General features: G+C 71.5%; 14 protein-coding genes. 6 read left to right on the top strand and 8 right to left on the bottom strand.

Annotated features, from left to right (window positions below; genetic code table 11):
• Positions 1–8: 8 nt before the first annotated feature.
• The 6 genes from pstA to ABME01_RS02935 form a co-directional block, all read right to left on the bottom strand.
• A complete protein-coding gene (pstA, locus tag ABME01_RS02910) occupies positions 9–1,109 on the bottom strand; it encodes a phosphate ABC transporter permease PstA (protein ID WP_353826846.1) in 1,101 nt (366 codons plus the stop codon).
• Entirely contained in the window at positions 1,109–2,047 is a 939-nt protein-coding gene (pstC, locus tag ABME01_RS02915) for a phosphate ABC transporter permease subunit PstC (protein ID WP_353826847.1), read from the bottom strand. The genes pstA and pstC overlap by 1 nt, the downstream gene beginning before the upstream one ends.
• Before the next feature lie 91 nt (positions 2,048–2,138).
• On the bottom strand, positions 2,139–3,233 hold the full coding sequence (locus ABME01_RS02920) for a phosphate ABC transporter substrate-binding protein PstS (RefSeq protein ID WP_436407388.1): 1,095 nt from the start codon (positions 3,231–3,233) through the stop codon (positions 2,139–2,141).
• Positions 3,234–3,393: 160 nt separating this feature from the next.
• Positions 3,394–4,338 (bottom strand): NUDIX hydrolase, encoded by a 945-nt coding sequence (locus ABME01_RS02925; protein ID WP_353826848.1) that lies wholly within the window; start codon positions 4,336–4,338, stop codon positions 3,394–3,396.
• Positions 4,335–6,536 (bottom strand): RNA degradosome polyphosphate kinase, encoded by a 2,202-nt coding sequence (locus ABME01_RS02930; protein ID WP_353826849.1) that lies wholly within the window; start codon positions 6,534–6,536, stop codon positions 4,335–4,337. Before ABME01_RS02930 ends, ABME01_RS02925 begins: the two co-directional genes overlap by 4 nt.
• 45 nt (positions 6,537–6,581) lie before the next feature.
• Positions 6,582–7,271 (bottom strand): response regulator transcription factor, encoded by a 690-nt coding sequence (locus tag ABME01_RS02935; protein WP_353826850.1) that lies wholly within the window; start codon positions 7,269–7,271, stop codon positions 6,582–6,584.
• 63 nt (positions 7,272–7,334) lie between these two features.
• Here ABME01_RS02935 and ABME01_RS02940 point away from each other — a divergent pair, with 63 nt between their 5' ends.
• The 4 genes from ABME01_RS02940 to ABME01_RS02955 all read left to right on the top strand — a co-directional run bounded on the left by ABME01_RS02940 (position 7,335) and on the right by ABME01_RS02955 (position 10,640).
• On the top strand, positions 7,335–7,667 hold the full coding sequence (locus tag ABME01_RS02940) for a hypothetical protein (protein WP_353826851.1): 333 nt from the start codon (positions 7,335–7,337) through the stop codon (positions 7,665–7,667).
• 140 nt (positions 7,668–7,807) lie between these two features.
• Positions 7,808–8,416: a nitrobindin family protein gene (locus tag ABME01_RS02945; RefSeq protein ID WP_353826852.1), complete on the top strand. Its 609-nt coding sequence runs from the start codon at positions 7,808–7,810 to the stop codon at positions 8,414–8,416.
• Positions 8,416–9,561, top strand: a complete 1,146-nt coding sequence (gene ygfZ, locus ABME01_RS02950; protein ID WP_353826853.1) for a CAF17-like 4Fe-4S cluster assembly/insertion protein YgfZ — start codon at positions 8,416–8,418, stop codon at positions 9,559–9,561. The genes ABME01_RS02945 and ygfZ overlap by 1 nt, the downstream gene beginning before the upstream one ends.
• Entirely contained in the window at positions 9,558–10,640 is a 1,083-nt protein-coding gene (locus tag ABME01_RS02955; RefSeq protein ID WP_353826854.1) for an FUSC family protein, read from the top strand. The genes ygfZ and ABME01_RS02955 overlap by 4 nt, the downstream gene beginning before the upstream one ends.
• Before the next feature lie 19 nt (positions 10,641–10,659).
• Here ABME01_RS02955 and ABME01_RS02960 read toward each other — a convergent pair whose 3' ends face one another.
• On the bottom strand, positions 10,660–11,469 hold the full coding sequence (locus tag ABME01_RS02960) for a class I SAM-dependent methyltransferase (RefSeq protein WP_353826855.1): 810 nt from the start codon (positions 11,467–11,469) through the stop codon (positions 10,660–10,662).
• Positions 11,470–11,585: 116 nt separating this feature from the next.
• Between ABME01_RS02960 and ABME01_RS02965 the strand changes: the two genes are divergently transcribed.
• A complete protein-coding gene (locus ABME01_RS02965; RefSeq protein WP_353826856.1) occupies positions 11,586–12,332 on the top strand; it encodes a phosphoglyceromutase in 747 nt (248 codons plus the stop codon).
• A 78-nt stretch (positions 12,333–12,410) separates the two neighbouring features.
• Here the strand turns inward: ABME01_RS02965 and phoU are convergent, their stop codons facing one another.
• Complete coding sequence (phoU, locus tag ABME01_RS02970) at positions 12,411–13,064, bottom strand: phosphate signaling complex protein PhoU (RefSeq protein WP_353826857.1); 654 nt, start codon at positions 13,062–13,064, stop codon at positions 12,411–12,413.
• Between the two features lie 190 nt (positions 13,065–13,254).
• On the opposite strand from phoU, the gene ABME01_RS02975 reads away from it, so the two are divergent.
• The coding region (locus tag ABME01_RS02975; RefSeq protein ID WP_495532340.1) for a sensor histidine kinase family protein at positions 13,255–13,731 on the top strand (477 nt) is incomplete at its 3' end.

Here is a 13,731-nt window from a genome sequence, read left to right on the forward strand (position 1 = left end):
GTTGGCGGTCAGCGACCGTACTTCGGGGCGAAGAACCGCGAGACGAGGCGGGCGATCAGGTTCAGCGCCATGACGATGAGGATGAGGGTGAGCGCGGCGGCCCACGCGCGGTCGAGGTACGCCTCGGGCGGGTTCCCCTGGTTGGCGTACTGCGTGTAGACGAAGACCGGGAGCGACTGCATGCGCCCCTCGAACATGTCGTAGTTCACGCTGTTGGTGAAGCCCGCGGCGATGAGCAGCGGGGCGGTCTCGCCGATGACGCGCGCGATCGCGAGCATGACGCCGGTCGTGATGCCGGCGATCGACGTGGGCAGCACGACCTTGACGATCGTCAGCCACTTCGGCACGCCGAGCGCGAAGGACGCCTCGCGCAACTCGTTCGGCACCAGCCGAAGCATCTCCTCGCTGGAGCGCACCACGACCGGGATCATGAGCACCGCGAGCGCGACCGCGCCGGCGATGCCGGTGCGCGTGCCGGGGCCCCAGAAGATCGCGAAGAGCGCGTAGGCGAACAGGCCCGCGACGATCGAGGGGATGCCGGTCATGACGTCGACCAGGAACGTGATGCCCTGCGCCAGCCGTCCGCGGCCGTACTCGACGAGGTAGATCGAGGTCATCAGGCCGATCGGGATCGAGATGAGCGCGGCGGTGCCGGTCATCTCGAGCGTGCCGATGATGGCGTGCACGATGCCGCCGCCCTCGCCGGTGACATTGCGCATCGAGTACGTGAAGAACTCGGCGTCGAAGCGGTTCAGTCCGAACGTGATGACGGTGATCGCGAGCGACACGAGCGGGATCATCGCGAGCAGGAAGGCGCCGGTCACCAGCGCCGTCACGAACCGGTCGGTGGCCCGGCGCGAGCCCTCGACCAGCCGCGAGATCAGCGTGATCGTGACCACGTAGACGATGGCCGCGATGATGAACATGCCGGCCCAGTTGAACTCGGCACCGGCGAAGGCGAGCACGCCGAACAGGCCGGCGGAGACGATGACGCTCGCGCCGAGCACGATCCACGGGGTGGCGTTCGGCAGCTTGCCGGCGGTCAGCGAGTTGCTGATGGGCGCGGACGACGGCCCGCGGGTCTCAGGAGGGGTGATCGTCGTGGTCATCAGTTCGCTCCCGAGAACTCGGCGCGGCGGGCCACGATCCAGCGGGCGATCGCGTTCACCGCGAAGGTGACGATGAAGAGGATGAGGCCCGTCGCGATGAGGACGTTGACGTTGATGCCGTACGCCTCGGGGAAGCTCAGGGCGATGTTGGCCGCGATGGTCGACGGGTTGACCGAGGTCAGCAGCTCGAAGGTGACGGCGCCCGTCGCCGAGAGCACCATGGCGACCGCCATCGTCTCGCCGAGTGCGCGGCCGAGGCCGAGGACCGAGGCGGAGATGATGCCCGGGCGCCCGAAGGGGAGGACGGCGGTGCGGATCATCTCCCACCGGGTCGCGCCGAGCGCGAGCGCCGCCTCCTCGTGCAGCACGGGCGTCTGCAGGAACACCTCGCGGCAGATGGCCGTGATGATCGGGATGACCATCACGGCGAGGACGATCGAGGCGGTGAGGATGGTGCGTCCGGTGCCGGAGACCGGTCCGGCGAAGAGCGGGAACCAGCCCATGTTGTCGACGAGCCACGTGTAGACGGGCTGCACGGCCGGGGCCAGGACCCCGATACCCCAGAGCCCGAACACGACCGACGGCACCGCGGCGAGCAGGTCGACGATGTAGCCCAGCACCGCGGCGAGGCGTCGCGGCGCGTAGTGCGAGATGAAGAGGGCGATGCCGATGGAGACCGGCACGGCCATGAGCAGGGCGAGGAACGCCGACCAGATCGTGCCGAACACGAGCGGCCCGACGTAGGCCCAGAAGTTGGAGTCGAGGATCGAGGCGTCTTCGCCGCTCGCGAAGAGCGCCGGGATGCTCTGGACGATGAGGAACGTCGCGACCGCGGCGAGCGTCACGAGGATCATCGAGCCGGCGAACACGGCCGAGCTGGAGAAGACGCGGTCGCCGGGGCGCTGCTTCGCCCTGATCGGCGTCGTGGCGGTGGTCATCGGGGTGATCCTCCGGTCGTGGTACTGATGGCACGGCCGTGCCCGGCCCGGCGTTCCTTCTCGGGAACGGCCGGACCGGGCACGAGTCGCATTACTGGATCGAGTCGATCGCCGCCGTGACCTTCTCGCGGAGCGAGTCGGAGATCGGCGCGGAACCGGCGGACTCGGCCGCGGTGTCCTGGCCCTCGGGGCTGGCGATGTAGGAGAGGTACGACTTCACGAGCTCGACGTTGTCGGTCTCGGCGTACTGCTGGCAGGCGACGAGGTAGCTGACCAGGACGATCGGGTAGACGCCGGCCTCCTCCGAGGTGCGGTCGAGCTCGATCGCGAGGTCGTGCTCGTCGCGCCCCTCGACGAAGGGCGACGCGTCGACGATCGCCGCAGCGGCCTCGGGCGAGTACTCGACGAACTCGCCGCCGACGCCGACCGCGACGGTGCCGAGGTCACCGGCGCGCGACGCGTCGGCGTAGCCGATGGTGCCGGTGCCGTTGGTCACCGCGTCGACGACGCCCGAGGTGCCCTGGGCGCCCTCGCCGCCCTCGAACGGCCACTCGCCGTCGGCCTCGTAGGTCCACACGTCGGGCGCGGCCGCACCGAGGTAGTCGGTGAAGTTCTCGGTGGTGCCCGAGTCGTCCGAGCGGTGGACCGGCGTGATGGCCTGGTCGGGAAGCTCGACGCCCTCGTTGGTGGCAGCGATCGCCTCGTCGTTCCAGTTGGTGATCTCGCCGGCGAAGATGCCCGCGAGGGTCTCCGGGTCGAGGTTGAGGCTGTCGACGCCCTCGAGGTTGAAGATCACGGCGATCGGCGAGATGTAGAGCGGGAGCTCGACGATGCTCGTGTCGGCCGCGCACTTCTGGAAGCCGCCCGCGGCGATCTCCTCGTCGTTGAACGCGCGGTCGGAGCCGGCGAAGTCGCTCGCGCCGGAGAGGAAGGTGTCGCGACCGGCGCCCGAACCCGTCGGGTCGTAGTTGATCGTGACATCGGGGTTCGCGGTCTGGAAACCGGCGATCCACGCCTGCTGGGCGGAGTCCTGCGACGACGCACCGGCGCCGACCAGGTTGCCCGAGAGCGTCGACTCGGAGGCGGCGGTGTCGGTCGAGCCGCCCTCGTTCGCCGCGCAGGAGCTGAGCGCGAGCGCCGCGGTCATGGCGATGACAGCGGGCGCGCCGAAACGCTTGAGGTTCACGTGATTCCCTTCCGGGGGTTGGAATGCAGGATCCGGGCCGGGTGCCGACCCGCCTGCGACGCTAACCAGCGTGCGTGACCAGCGTCCCCCACGGTGGTGAACGGGAGGTGAACGGACCCTGTCGGGGTCCGGCCGCGACGCTGGGAGTCCGCCGTGTGCGTCAGGCGGCCGGAGCGTGCGTCTCGATCGCGATGATCCCGGACGACGGGTTCGTGGCAGAGAGGTGCACGACGCTGAACGCACCGACTTCGAGGGTCGCCGCGTCCGAGACGTAGGAGCCGAGCGGCGTGCCCGTCGCCAGCGCGATCTCGCGCATGATCTCCGGCAGCACCGGCCCGTGGCTGCACACGACCGCGGTCTTCCCGACTCGCACGCGCTTGCCGATGACCCGTCGCACCTCGTCGTCCCCCGCCTCCCAGGTGTCCTGGCTGATCCCGTCGTCGCGCTTGATCGGGATCCCGGTCGCCGCCGAGAGGGGGGCGACGGTCGTCGCGCAGCGCACGGCCGGGCTCGACACGATCTTCTTCGGCGCCCACGCGCGCAGCGTCTCGACGAGTCCGGCCGCCTGGGTGACCCCGCGGTCGACGAGCGGGCGCGAGGCGTCGTCGCCGTCCCACGAGCCCCGGGCCCGCGCCTTGCCGTGCCGGAGCACGATGAGCGCGAAGGTGTCGGTCACGCCCTGCTCGAGGAGGGCGGCGAAGTTGTCGAGGATCTCGCGATCGGGCTCGTAGGTCAGGTAGGAACGGGCGCGCTTGACGGTGACCCACTCGAGTGCGGCGATCTCGGAGTTCGGACGGAACGTCGAGGCCTGCACGGCCTTCTCCGAGACGTGCGCGGCCCAGTAGTGCACGATCTTCTCGCGCCCGCTCGGCAGCGGATACCGGGAGACGCCCACGGGCACGCCGAGGGCGATGCCCAGGCCGGTCTCCTCGGCGATCTCGCGCACGGCCGTCTGCGGCAGCGTCTCGCCGGGGTCGACCTTGCCCTTCGGGATGGTGACGTCGCCGTACACCGTGCGGTGCACGAGCAGCACGTGGACGCGCCCGTCGATCAGGCGCCAGCAGACCGCGCCGGCAGCGTAGACGGCGGTCGCGACCCGGCTCATCGCCGCTTCGCCGATCGCGTCTTGCGCTGGGCCGCGCGCGAGCTGCGCTGGGCGACCCGCTGGATCCGCTGGTGCTGGAGGTCCTCGAGGGGCCGTCCGGCATCGTCGGTCGAGTGCCGGACCCAGTCGCCGTCGCCGCCGAGCCACCAGGAGCTCGTGCGCTCGTCCATCGCCTCGTCGAACAGCTCGCCGATCGCGGCGATGTGGTCGCCGTCGGTCAGGCGGACGAGCGCCTCGACGCGGCGATCGAGGTTGCGGTGCATCATGTCGGCCGAGCCGATGTACACGACCGGGTCGCCGTCGTTGTGGAACGAGAAGATGCGCGAGTGCTCCAGGTACCGACCGAGGATGGAGCGCACCCGGATGTTCTCACTGAGCCCGGGGATCCCCGGCCGCAGGCTGCAGATGCCGCGCACCCAGATCTCCACGGGCACGCCGGCGTTCGACGCGCGGTACAGCCCGTCGATGATCGCCTCGTCGACCATGGAATTCACCTTGATCCGGATGCCCGAGGGCCTGCCCTCCTGCGCATTCCGCGTCTCCTGCGAGATGAGCTTCAGCAGCCCCTTCCGCAGGTGGAGCGGCGCGACCAGCAGCCGCTTGAACTTCTTCTCGATCGCGTAGCCCGAGAGCTCGTTGAACAGGCGCGTGAGGTCCTTGCCGACCTGGTCGTCGGCGGTGAGGAGGCCGAGGTCCTCGTAGATCCGGCTCGTCTTCGGGTTGTAGTTGCCCGTGCCGATGTGGCTGTAGTGCTTGAGCCCGTCCTTCTCCTGCCGGATGACGAGCGCGAGCTTGCAGTGGGTCTTCAGCCCCACCAGGCCGTAGACCACGTGCACGCCGGACTTCTCGAGCTTGCGGGCCCAGCTGATGTTCGCCTGCTCGTCGAACCGCGCCTTGATCTCGACGAGCGCGAGCACCTGCTTGCCCGCTTCCGCCGCGTCGATGAGCGCCTCGACGATGGGGCTGTCGCCGGAGGTCCGGTACAGGGTCTGCTTGATGGCGAGCACGTCGGGGTCGTCGGCCGCCTGCTCGAGGAAGGCCTGCACGCTCGTCGCGAACGACTCGTAGGGGTGGTGCAGCAGGACGTCCTGCTCGGCGACGGCCGCGAAGATGTCGGCCCGTCGGTTCGGCTCGGACGGCTGCAGCTGCAGGTTCGTCGCCGGGACGTGCGTGGGGTAGTGCAGCTCGGGCCGGTCGAGCCGGACGAGGTCGAACAGCCCGCCGAGGTCGAGCGGCGAGGGGAGGACGTAGACCTCCTGCTCGGTGACGTCCAGCTCGCGCACGAGCAGGCCGAGCGTCACGTCGTCCATGTCGTCCGAGATCTCGAGGCGGATGGGCGGGCCGAACCGTCGGCGCAGGAGTTCCTTCTCGAGCGCCTTGATCAGGTTCTCGGTCTCGTCCTCCTCGATCTCGACGTCCTCGTTGCGGGTGACGCGGAAGACGTGGTGGTCGAGCACCTCCATGCCCGGGAACAGGTCGCCGAGGTGGTTCGCGATGAGCTCCTCGAGCGCGACGTACCTGGCATCCTCGACCGATTCGGACGCGTCGACGCGCACGAACCGCGGGAGCATCTGGGGCACCTTGACGCGCGCGAACTCCTGGCGGCCGGTCCGGCTGTTCCGGACCCGGACGGAGAGGTTCAGCGAGAGTCCGGAGATGTAGGGGAACGGATGGGCCGGGTCGACCGCCAGCGGCATGAGCACCGGGAAGATCTGGCCGCTGAAGTACTCGTGCAGGTGCTCGCGCTCGCCCTCGGCGAGCTCGCTCCACGAGACGATGCGGATGCCGGCCTCGGCCAGCGCGGGCTTGACGAGCTCCTGGTAGGCGGCCGCGTGGCGGGCCTGCAGCTCATGCGCCTTCTGCGAGATGTCGGAGAGCACCTCGTGCGGGGTCCGCCCGACGTTCGTGGGCACGGCGAGCCCGGTGTTGATGCGGCGCTTCAGGCCGGCCACGCGCACCATGAAGAACTCGTCGAGGTTCGACGCGAAGATCGCCAGGAAGTTGGCGCGTTCGAGGACCGGCAGCCTCGGGTCCTCGGCGAGCTCGAGCACGCGCTGGTTGAACGCGAGCCAGCTGAGTTCGCGATCGAGGTACCGTTCGGCGAGCAGTTCCGGCGCGCCATCGGTGTCGAGCGGCTCGAAGTCGTCGTCGAAGTCGCTCGCCGTGCGGTCGTCGTCGAGGGTGCTCTCCGCGGTCATCCCCACATCATGCCACCGGGGCATGTCGCCGGGGTGAAGGGGACGTCACCGGGTGGTGAGGTCCGCGTCCTGCTCGTCCTCCTCGTGGACGTTGAAGCGGTAGCCCACGTTGCGCACCGTGCCGATGAGGCTGTCGAGGTCGCCGAGCTTGGCCCGCAGCCGGCGCACGTGCACGTCGACCGTCCGCGTGCCGCCGAAGTAGTCGTAGCCCCACACCTCGCTGAGCAGCTGCTCGCGCGTGAAGACCCGCGACGGGTGCGCGGCGAGGAAGCGCAGCAGCTCGAACTCCTTGTAGGTGAGGTCGAGGGTGCGCCCGTGCACCTTGGCCGAGTAGCTCGCCTCGTCGATGACGACACCGGAGGTCTGGATGCGCTCAGCGGGCTGCGAGGCCTGCGCGCGGCCGAGCGCGAGCCGGATCCGGGCGTCGATCTCCGCCGGACCGGCTGCTTCGAGGATGACGTCGTCGATGCCCCAGTCGGGCGTGACGGCGGTGAGCCCGCCCTCGGTGACCACGAGGATCAGGGGCACGGAGAGCCCGGTCGTGCGGAGGATCTGCGCGAGCGCCTTCGTCCCTGCGAGGTTCGTCCGGGCATCGAGGAAGACGAGGTCGGCGTCGGGGGCGCGCACCAGCTGGTCGGGCGACGCGGGGATGACGCGCACCCGATGGGTCAGGAGTGACAGTGCCGGGAGAACGTCGTCGTTGGCTGCCGGCGTCAGGATCAGCAGCTGCGCCACGCACACCCTCCAGTAGTAAGGTGCGGTCAATACTACGGGACGACGAACGGCGTGGGACGGAAGATGGCGACGGACGGGACGCAGCAGCACGAGGAGGCGCCGACCGGCCTCGTCCGATGGGGTGCGCCGATCACCTGGGCGATCGCCCTCGTCGGCACCGGCATCGTCGTGGGGTTCGCGTGGGGCGGACAGCACCGGTGGTTCCAGGACGCCGGGCCCTATGCCGCGCTCGCGGTGCTCGGCATCGTGCTCGCGTTCTCGATCATCGCCGCGCTCCTGCTGCAGCTCGCCTCGCGACGTCCGCACGGCTACCTCGGCCGGGCCAGCGCGTCGATCGCGGGCGCCGTCATCGTCGTCGCGGTCGGGGCGCTCCTGCTGGTCCCGGTGCTCGGCTGACCACCGGGTAGACTCGCAGCATGGACTCGCTGCTCGCGCTCGAACTCTTCTACCTCGGCCTGCTCGGTCTCGCGAGCCTCACGATCGCCTGGATCAGCGGCGTGGTCGTCTACAAGCTCTTCAAGGGGCAGCGCTAGACCGTGATCGAGCTGCCGGTCGACCTGCCCGCGGAGCTCGTTCCGCTCTCCTGGCTCATCGGCGTCTGGGAGGGCTCGGGGGTGCTCGACTACGCGGTCGGCGACGAGTCCGTCACGCACGAGTTCGGCCAGCGCGTGAGCTTCAGCCACGACGGGACCCCGTACCTGAACTACTCCTCGTCGACGTGGCTGTTCCCGACCGAGGAGGGCGGCGAGCCGACGGCCCTCGCGTCCGAGACCGGCTACTGGCGGCTCGCCCGGCCGCTCGGCCAGGGCGACCCGGGGCCGGGCATGCTCCCCGCCGTGGGCACGCCCCGCTACACCGACGCCGAATCGGTGGAGACCCTGCGCAACGCCGACGGCGGCTTCGACCTCGAGGTCGCCCTGGTGCACCCGGGCGGCGTGAGCGAGCTGTACCTCGGCCAGGTCAAGGGCCCCCGGATCGACCTCGCCACCGACGCGGTCATGCGTGCGGCGGGCGCGAAGGAGTACGCCGCGGCGACCCGGCTCTACGGGCTGGTCGAGGGGCACCTGCTCTGGGCCTGGGACATCGCGGCGCTCGGGCAGGATCTGCGCACGCACGCGTCCGCGCGGCTCGCGAAGGTCGACTGATGTCGGGTTCGCCCTTCCTCGCCCTGCCTGGCGCGGTGGTCGGCGACCCGCCGGACGTCGGCGTCGCGGCGCACTACGGCGACCCGATGCGCGAGCAGCGCCGACTCGAGCAGGGTCGCGCGATCGTCGACCTGTCCGACCGGGGCGTCGTGGCCGTGTCGGGCCCCGACCGACGGTCGTGGCTGAACTCGATGGCCAGCCGCTCGCTCGACCGGCTGCAGCCCGGCGAGAGCGCCGAGGCCCTCTTCCTGGATGCGTCGGGCCACGTCGAGCACGCCGTGCACGCGGTCGACGACGGCGAGCGGACCCTGCTCGTCGTCGAGGGCGCCGCCGCCCCGGCGCTCGCATCGTGGCTCGACCGCATGCGCTTCATGCTGCGGGTCGAGGTGGCCGACCTCTCCGACGAGCTCGCGGTCGTCGCCGCGATGCCTGCGGACGACGACTTCCCGGTCGCGTTGCCCGCGGGGGCGCTGACCTGGGTCGACCCGTGGCGACGGGTCATCCCCGACGGCTACGGATACGCGCCCGAGGCGGGTCACGCCGGCGCCACGTGGCGTCTGGTCGAGGCCGTCGTGCCCCGCGCGTCGCTCATCGACCTGGCGAGCTCCGTGCGGTCCGGCGAGGTAGAGGTCGCGGGCGCACTCGCCCTGGAGGCCCTGCGGATCGCGGCGTGGCGTCCGCGCTTCGCGACCGAGGTCGACGAGCGCACCCTGCCGCACGAGCTCGACTGGCTGCGCAGCGCGGTCGACCTGAACAAGGGCTGCTACCGGGGGCAGGAGACGGTCGCGAAGGTCGTGAACCTCGGCCGTCCGCCGCGCCGGCTCGTCATGCTGCACCTCGACGGGAGCGACACGATCCTCCCGAAGCCGGGTGACCGGGTCGTCGGCCTGAAGCAGCGGCCCGAGCCTGCCCCCGGCGAGGAGCCCGAACGGCGCGCCGTCGGCGCCGTCACCTCGTCGGCCATGCACCACGAGCTGGGACCGATCGCGCTCGCCGTGGTCAAGCGCGCCGTGCCCGCCGACCTCGAGCTGATCGTCGAGAGCCACGGCGTCGACGTGGCGGCCGCCCAGGTCGAGGTCGTGCCCGCCGGCTCGGCACCGGCGATCGAGGTTCCGCGGCTGCCGAGGCTCGGCATCCGCCCATGACCGCCGGGCCGGGCGAACTGCGCGGCCGAATCGCGGCCGGCGCCCGGCGCATGCGGGACTCGATGCCCGCGATCCTGCAGATCACCGTGACCGCCTTGGCCGCGTACGCGTTCGCGCGATACGTCCTCGGGCACGAGCAACCGCTCATCGCCGCGCTCGTCGCGATCACCTCGCTCGGGTTCGTCCGCGACGCGCGTCCGATCCGGGTGCTCGAGACGGTCGTCGCGATGACGCTCGGCATCGCGCTTGCCGAGGCGCTGCTCCTGGCCGCGGGGCCCGGCCTGCTGCAGTACGCCGCGGCGCTCGCGGCGACGCTCGCCGTCGCGCGCTTCCTCTCGCCGAACGCGGCGTTCGCGATCGCGGCGGCCGTGCAGTGCTCGCTGGTCATGCTGGTGCCCGCACCCGACGGAGGCCCCTTCGTCCGCACGCTCGATGCCGTCGTGGGCGGCGCGTTCGCCCTGCTCGCGACCGCGATCATCCCGCGCGATCCCCGGCGCGCGGCCCTGCGCGACGGCCGACGGCTGCTCGGCGAGCACGTCGGGATCCTCCGGGCGCTGTCGGCGGCGCTCCGCGCGGGCGACGCGGATGCCGCCGGCCGCGCGCTGTCCCGCGCGCGGTCGACCGGGCCCCTCGTCGAGGCATGGACCGCGAGCGTCGACTCGGGCCTCGCGATCGCGAGGATCTCGCCGATCGTCCGACGCCGCCGCTTCGACCTCGACCGGCAGCGGGTCATGCTGTCGGGCGTCGACCTCGCGACGCGCAACCTGAGGGTGGTCGCGCGCCGGGTCGACTGGCTGCTCCGGGACGGGGTCGCGCGTCCCGAGGTCGCCGACCTCGTCTCGCGGATCGGCCTCGCGGCGCAGGTGCTCGACGACTCGCTCCGGGACGTCTCGCAGCAGCCCGTGGCCCGCCAGGGCTTCGTCGAGATCCTCCGGCACCTCGATCCCGCCGCGATCCTGCCCGAGGGGTCGCAGGGCGAGCGGAACGTGCTCGCCGCCCTGCGCCCGTACCTGGTCGACCTGTTGACGGCGACGGGCGTCGGCCTCGACGAGGCGCGCTCGCTGCTCCCGGAGGACTGACCGCGTCGGCGACGCCCCGTCACCGGGGAGCGACGGCCGCCCAGTCCACCGTGAGCTCGCCGAGTCGCCAGCGCCGCACCCCGCCGTGCACCGGCCACCCCGACTCCCGCAGCTCGCGGGCCGCGGCGATCCACCGCTGCGACGGTCCGTAGACCGACAGCGGCGCATGCACGCGCCACGCGCGGTCGAGGGCGACGAGCAGGTCGTGCACGCGCTCGCCGGCCACGTTCCGGTGGATGAGCGCCTTCGGCAGCCGCTCCGCCACGAGCGACGGCGCCTCCAGGTCCGTCAGGCGCAGGCTCACGGTGAACGTGCGGGGCCCGTCGGCGGTCACGCCCACCCAGCTCGCGACCCGGCCCAGTTCGTCGCACGTGCCCTCGACGAGGAGCCCGCCCGGGGCCAGTCGTCCGACCATGCGCTCCCAGGCCGCGGCGACCTCGGACTCGTCGTACTGCCGCAGCACGTTGAACGCGCGGATGACGGCGGGGGAGGCGTCGCCCCGAACCGGCACCTCGAAGCCGCCGAGGCCGAACGTCACCGGGAGGTCGGGGTCGAACGGCGTCCGCCCGGCTCGGACCGCCGCGGCCTGGGCCTCGGCGGTCCGCACCCGGTCCGGGTCGATCTCGAGGCCCAGCACCCGCACGTCGGGCCGTGCGCGACGGAGCCGCGCGGCCAGCTCGAACGCGGTCGCGCCGCTGGCCCCGAACCCGAGGTCGACGACGAGCGGGTCGGGGGCCCGCCGGAACGCGGGCTGCTCCGCGATCCAGCGGTCGACGCGGCGCAGGCGGTTCGTGTTCGTCGTGCCACGCGTGATGGATCCGACCGGCATGCCCCAAGTCTCGCAGCCCGGCGCCAGGTCGCGTCCGCCCGCCCCCGGACGACCGTCCGCGTCACGCGAGGACGAGCCCCGTGAGGCCCCGCAGGCGCGCCGCTAGGCTGGGGCGCATGGTCTACACCCTCGTGCTGCTGCGCCACGGCCAGAGCGACTGGAACCAGAAGAACCTGTTCACCGGCTGGGTCGACGTCCGGCTCAGCGAGACCGGCCGCGCCGAGGCCAAGCGCGCGGGCGAGCTCCTCGCCGAGAAGGGCATGCTGCCCGACGTGCTGCACACGTCGGTGCTCACGCGCGCCATCCAGACCGCGGACCTCGCGCTGGAGGCGGCGGATCGCCTCTGGATCCCCGTCCGCCGCTCGTGGCGCCTGAACGAGCGCCACTACGGGGCGCTGCAGGGGCTCGACAAGGCCGACACCCTCGAGAAGTACGGCCAGGAGCAGTTCATGCTGTGGCGCCGCTCGTTCGACGTGCCGCCGCCCGTGCTCGACGACGACGCCGAGTGGTCGCAGGTCGGCGACCCGCGCTACGCCGACCTGGCGGACGACGAGCTGCCGCGCACGGAGTGCCTGAAGGACGTCATCGCGCGCATGCTCCCCTACTGGGAGTCCGACATCATCCCCGACCTGAAGACCGGGAAGACCGTCCTCGTCGCCGCGCACGGCAACTCGCTGCGCGCGCTGGTCAAGCACCTCGACGGGATCTCGGACGACGACATCGCGGGGCTCAACATCCCCACGGGCATCCCGCTGGTCTACGAGCTCGGCGACGACTTCATGCCGACGAAGCCGGGCGAGTACCTCGATCCCGAGGCCGCCGAGGCCGGCGCGGCCGCGGTCGCGGCGCAGGGCAAGAAGTAGCGCCGCCCGGCGATACGGCGAGGGCCGAGCGGATGTGCCATCCGCTCGGCCCTCGGTTCGTCTGCGGGGAGCCGCCGATCAGACCGGCTCGGGCACCCAGTCGCCCGTGGCGAGGTACTGGACCTTCTTCGCGATCGAGACGGCGTGGTCGGCGAACCGCTCGTGGTAGCGGCTCGCGAGGGTCGCGTCGACGGTGTCGACGGCCTCGCCCTTCCACGTCTCGCCGAGCACCTTGTCGAACACCGCGAGGTGCAGGGCGTCGACCTTGTCGTCCTCGTTGCGGATCTCCTCCGCGAGCTTGACGTCCTCCGTGCGGAGCAGCTCGACGAGGACCTTCGCGATCTCGACGTCGAGCGCGCCCATCTCGGCGAAGGTCGGGCGCAGCGACTTCGGCACGACCTTGTCGGGGAAGCGGTACCGCGCGAGCTGCGAGATGTGCGTGGCCATGTCGCCCATGCGCTCGAGCGACGCCGAGATGCGCAGCGCGCTGACGGTGATCCGCAGGTCGCGGGCGACCGGCTGCTGGCGCGCGAGGATCGTGATGGCGAGCTCGTCGAGGGCCTGCGCCCGCTGGTCGATCAGGTGGTCGTCGGCGATGACCTCCTCCGCGAGGCTCACGTTCGATTCGTTGAAGGCACGAATCGCCTTCTCGATGGCCTCGGCGACGAGCGTCGCGATCTCGACGAGGCCGTCCTGGACCTCGCGCAGTTCCTGCTGGAACACCTCACGCATGCGATTGACCCTCCGATGGTCTCGTGCTCCCGCGCGGGCACGCGGGACGACCGGTCTGGAACCGGCGTGCGACATCCTCGCCGTCGAAGGTGAACGGCAGGTGCCGTGCTGCTGAACACTCCCCAACCTACCCCTCGCGGCGGACGCGGACGGCGATTGCGGGCTGACCGGCGCGGCTAGGGTTGGAGCCATGGACTCCACCTGGTCGGTGCTGGCCGTGCTGGCCTTCGGCATCCTCCTCGGGGCCGGATTCACGGTCGTGCTGCACATGGCCGAGCGCCGCGGCCAGAGCGCCGCGCGCGTGGTCGCGCCGTCCGTGCCCGACGGAGTGGACCAGGTGCTCGATGTCCTCGAGTCGGCGGGGATCGTGCTCGACCCGTCGAACAACGTCCTCCGGGCCACCTCCGGCGCGCTCGCGATGGGACTCGTGCGCAATCAGATGCTCGCCCACGCCGAGCTCGTGGAACTCGTCTCGCGGGTGCGTCGCACCGGCGAGCCCGCCGTCGCCGAGCTGGAGCTGTCGCGAGGCCCGTTCGGCGACGCGACGATGCAGCTCCAGGTGCGCGTCGCCCGGCTCGGCACGCGGTTCGTCGTGCTGCTCGCCGACGACCGCACCGAGGCGCACCGCCTCGACGAGGTGCGGCGCGACTTCATCGCGAACATCAGC

The sequence above is a fragment of the Agromyces litoreus genome, from assembly GCF_040496015.1.
GTDB lineage: Bacteria > Actinomycetota > Actinomycetes > Actinomycetales > Microbacteriaceae > Agromyces > Agromyces litoreus.

What these genes read in the sequence shown, in the direction of transcription:
- pstA (WP_353826846.1), bottom strand. Translation starts at nt 1,109, where the DNA reads ATGACCACGACGATCACCCCTCCTGAGACCCGCGGGCCGTCGTCCGCG.
- pstC (WP_353826847.1), bottom strand. Translation starts at nt 2,047, where the DNA reads ATGACCACCGCCACGACGCCGATCAGGGCGAAGCAGCGCCCCGGCGAC.
- ABME01_RS02925 (WP_353826848.1), bottom strand. Translation starts at nt 4,338, where the DNA reads ATGAGCCGGGTCGCGACCGCCGTCTACGCTGCCGGCGCGGTCTGCTGG.
- ABME01_RS02930 (WP_353826849.1), bottom strand. Translation starts at nt 6,536, where the DNA reads ATGACCGCGGAGAGCACCCTCGACGACGACCGCACGGCGAGCGACTTC.
- ABME01_RS02940 (WP_353826851.1), top strand. Translation starts at nt 7,335, where the DNA reads ATGGCGACGGACGGGACGCAGCAGCACGAGGAGGCGCCGACCGGCCTC.
- ygfZ (WP_353826853.1), top strand. Translation starts at nt 8,416, where the DNA reads ATGTCGGGTTCGCCCTTCCTCGCCCTGCCTGGCGCGGTGGTCGGCGAC.
- ABME01_RS02955 (WP_353826854.1), top strand. Translation starts at nt 9,558, where the DNA reads ATGACCGCCGGGCCGGGCGAACTGCGCGGCCGAATCGCGGCCGGCGCC.
- ABME01_RS02960 (WP_353826855.1), bottom strand. Translation starts at nt 11,469, where the DNA reads ATGCCGGTCGGATCCATCACGCGTGGCACGACGAACACGAACCGCCTG.
- ABME01_RS02965 (WP_353826856.1), top strand. Translation starts at nt 11,586, where the DNA reads ATGGTCTACACCCTCGTGCTGCTGCGCCACGGCCAGAGCGACTGGAAC.
- phoU (WP_353826857.1), bottom strand. Translation starts at nt 13,064, where the DNA reads ATGCGTGAGGTGTTCCAGCAGGAACTGCGCGAGGTCCAGGACGGCCTC.